Annotated in this window: 2 protein-coding genes; both read left to right on the forward strand. The window is 75.2% G+C overall.

Translation table 11 applies throughout. The features are described from left to right. On the forward strand, window positions 1-894 hold an 894-nt coding region (locus tag AB8Z75_RS32990), incomplete at its 5' end, for an arginase family protein (RefSeq protein ID WP_369208507.1). A 389-nt stretch (window positions 895-1,283) separates the two neighbouring features. Beyond that, on the forward strand, window positions 1,284-3,275 hold the full coding sequence (locus AB8Z75_RS32995) for a DUF5107 domain-containing protein (protein ID WP_369208509.1): 1,992 nt from the start codon (window positions 1,284-1,286) through the stop codon (window positions 3,273-3,275). Window positions 3,276-3,416 lie beyond the last annotated feature (141 nt).

Consider the following 3,416-nt stretch of genomic DNA (forward strand, 5'->3'; position numbering starts at 1 on the left):
GTACTGATCGAGGCACCCGCCAACCTGGGCCTGCGCCCTCCGGCACCCGGCACCGTGCCGGGGTGCGGCAAGCTGCCTGGCGCCCTGCGCGACCAGGGGTTGTCCCGTGCGCTCCACGCCGTGGACGGCGGGGTCGTCGTCGCCCCCCGGTACGACCTGGGCGGGTGGGAGCCGGGCGACGGGGTCTTCCACGCCGAGCAGTTGGCCGCGTATGCCTGCCGCCTCGCCGACCGGCTCGAAGGGCATGTACGTGCGGGCGACTTCCCCGTCGTGCTGGGCGGCGACTGTTCCATCGTGCTGGGCACGGCCCTCGCGCTGCGCCGTGTCGGGCGCTACGGCCTCGCCTATCTCGACGGGCATGACGACTTCCGGCACCCGGGGAACTCGACGCGGATCGGCGCGGCGGGCGGTGAGGCCCTGGCGCTGGTCACCGGGCGTGGGCAGCGCGACCTGACCGAACTGGAGGGGCTGCGCCCCCTCGTGCGGGACGCCGACGTGGCGCTGCTGGGACTGCGCGATCCGGAGAACGAGCCGGAGAACGCCTTCGGGGAACTCGCGGAACGGGGAATAGCGCACGCGGCCGTCGCGACCGTACGTGAGCGCGGCCCCCAGGCCGTGGCGCGCGACGCCCTCGACCGGCTGGAGGCGGGCGGCCTCGACGGCTTCTGGGTACACCTGGACGCCGACGTGCTCGATCCGACCGTGCTGCCCGCAGTGGACAGCACGGAGCCGGGCGGCCTCTTCCCCGACGAACTGCGCGCTCTCCTGGCGCCGTTGATGGCTTCGCCGCGCTGTGCGGGCTTCCAACTGACGGTCTACGACCCGGACCGCGACACCGAGGAGATGCCAGGCGCGCGCCTGCTGGCCGAGCTGTTGACCGAGGTGCTGCGCTGAGGCGACCCCCGCGGCGCACGGGCGGCGGGCGCTGAGGCGACCCCCGCGCACGGGCGGCGGGCGACGGGGCGGCGCTACCTGCCCCGTCCCGGACGCCGGACGCCCGACGCCGGACGCCCGACGCCGGACGCCCGACGCCCGACGCCCGACGCCGGACGCCTGACGCCGGGTTCCGGACCCCGGACGCCGGACACGGAACACCAGGCCCTTCGTCGAGCCCCCGCGTCGACCGACCTGCCGGCTTCCACTGAGGAACGGAGGAGAACGGAGGGGAACGGAGAGGAGGGGAAGGGATCTGGCGCACGCGGAGCCGAGCGTGTTCCATGGTCATCGGGGCCCCGGTCAGGCGGCGCCGCCCGACGGATGACGCGTGAAGAAGCGAGGTTGCCGTGGCCACGACTGTACGACGCAGCACCCGGACCCTGCCCGTCGCGCCGCTCGGCCCCGAGAACCCGCTGCCCGCGCTGCTGCCACTGGACGAGGCCCACACGCTGGAGGAGTCCGATCGCGCCGCGCTGCCCACCGAGATGGTCCGCCAGGTCGGGTACGGGCCGCTGCGCTCGGTGCTGCCCGCCCGGGTGTTCGACGGTTACGGGCGTCGGCGCGAACCTGCCGCGCTCGACACCCTGGTCCTGGAGAACGAACGTCTGCGCGTCACCGTCCTGCCGGGGCTCGGCGGGCGTATCGCGTCCCTCTTCCACAAGCCGAGCGGCCAGGAACTCCTCTACGCCAACCCGGTGTTCCAGCCGGCCGACTTCGCCCTCAACGGTGCCTGGTACTCGGGAGGCATCGAGTGGAACATCGGTGCGACGGGGCACACGACGCTCTCCTGCGCTCCCCTGCACGCGGCGCGCGTGCCCGCACCCGGCGGCGACGGCGCGATGGTGCGGCTGTGGGAGTGGGAGCGGCTGCGCGACACCCCCTTCCAGGTGGACCTGTGGCTGCCCGACGAGTCCGACTTCCTGTACGTCGGCGCCCGCATCCGCAACCCGCACGACCGCACCGTGCCGGTCTACTGGTGGTCGAACATCGCCGTCCCCGAGGACGAGGGCACGCGCGTGCTCGCGCCCGCCGAGGAGACCTGGTACTTCGCCTACGAGCGGCGGTTGCGCCGCATCCCCGTTCCCGAGTGGCGGGGCACGGACCTGAGCTATCCGCTGCACAGCAGGTTCCCCGCCGACTACTTCTACGAGGTGCCCGAGGGCGCCCGGAAGTGGATCGCCTCGCTCGACGAGAAGGGGCAGGGCCTCGTCCAGACCTCCACGGACGTGCTGCGTGGCCGCAAGCTGTTCGTCTGGGGCTCGGGGCCCGGTGGCAGGCGCTGGCAGCAGTGGCTGACCGAGCCCGGCACGCCCGGATACGTCGAGATCCAGGCGGGCCTGGCACGCACCCAGCTCGAACACGTCCCGCTGGAGGCGGGCGGCGAGTTCGCCTGGCTGGAGGCCTACGGCCCGCTGACCACGGAACCGGCCGCCGTCCACGGCGCCGACTGGGCCGTGGCGCGCGCTCACACGGAGGAGCGCCTGGAGGCGGCGCTGTCCCGGTCCCGCGTGGAGGCGGCGTACGCCACGTGGCGGCCGTACGCCGACGCCGATCCCGAGGGGGAGCCGCTGGCGGTCGGCTCGGGATGGGGCGCGCTGGAGGTGGAGCGCGGCGGTTTCACCCTGCCGGGCACCCCTTTCGCGGCGGCGACGATGGGCGAGGACCAGCGACCGTGGGCGGAGCTGCTGCGCACCGGGGCGCTGCCGTGCGGGCGTGCGGGCAGCCCGCCGGGGCCCACGCTCGTCGCGGCCGAGTGGCGGGAGCTGCTGGAGTCCGCGCACGCCGCGGAGGGGGCGCCCCGGCACGAGTTGGACCACCACCTGGGAGTCGCGCAGTGGCACGCCGGGGACCGTTCCCAGGCGGTACGCAGCTGGGAACGCTCCCTCGGGTCCGCGCAAGGGGGCGCGCGCTGGCCGGCGCTGCGCTGCCTGGCCGTCGCCGACCGGCAGGACGGGAACACGGCCCGCGCGGCCCAGCGGAGCCTCGACGCCGTCACGGACGCGCGGAAGAGCCTGGACGCCGACCAGGCCCCGGCGAGGGCGGCACTGAGCGCGCTCGCGCGCGAGGCGGTCGAGGCACTGCTGGCCGCGGGCCGCCCCGGCGACGCGGCCACTGTGCTGGACGAACTCCCCGCGGCCGAGCGTCACCGGGGTCGCTTCCAGCTGCTGCGCGCCCGCGTTCTGCTGGCGCGGGGGGACACTGCCGGTGCCCGCGCGGTCTTCGACAGCGACTTCGAGGTGGAGGACCTGCGGGAGGGCGAGGAAGTGCTGAGTGACACCTGGGCGGCGCTGACGGACGAGCCCTTGCCGGACCGTTACGACTTCCGCATGCGGCCGTAGCCCTCTCGGACCGCCGGGGCGGCCGGGGCCGCCCCCCCCCGCTTCGGCCCCGGCGCCCGCCGACTGCTGCTCGCAGGGCGTGCGTGGTCGTTGGTCGCCGGCGCCGCGGTCTTCGGGCGGGGCGGGGGCGGGGGCGCACAC

Origin of the sequence: Streptomyces sp. PU-14G (assembly GCF_041028275.1) — a bacterium.
GTDB lineage: Bacteria > Actinomycetota > Actinomycetes > Streptomycetales > Streptomycetaceae > Streptomyces.